This window comes from Polaromonas sp. P1_G2 (assembly GCF_056405515.1).
Window position 1 is genome coordinate 1 of sequence record NZ_JBFUBY010001791.1, and the last position, 355, is coordinate 355.

A 355-nucleotide genomic window follows, 5' to 3' on the forward strand; every position below is an offset into this window, starting at 1 on the left:
CACCAAGGGTTTCGATACAGACGACCGGACCTTTGTGCTGCAGGAGAGCGAGCTCAAGAATTGCCTGTCGGTCATCTATGACGACGACGTCAATGCCGCGGTCAAAAAGGGAACCGTGACGCAGTGATCTGAGCCCCAAAGGAGAAAAACGCCATGCTGTTTTCCCGCCGCACCATCTTCTCGCGCCTGTTGCCCGGCTTGGCCGGCGGCGCGGCTGCCTCCGTCCTGCCCGTTTCCGCCAGCGCCAATGTGCCGGCGGACGGTGTGCAGAAGGTCGTCTATCATCTGTCGGAGCCGACACGGGTCAATTTCGTGCTCGGCAATATCAAGAAYCACATTGCCGGCAAAGGCGGCC

1 pseudogene is annotated in these 355 nt (G+C 60.2%); it reads left to right on the forward strand.

Features of this window, described 5'->3' with window-relative positions:
* Window positions 1–153: 153 nt before the first annotated feature.
* Window positions 154–355: pseudogene (locus tag AC1D0P_RS32615) on the forward strand (hypothetical protein); the annotation flags it as partial.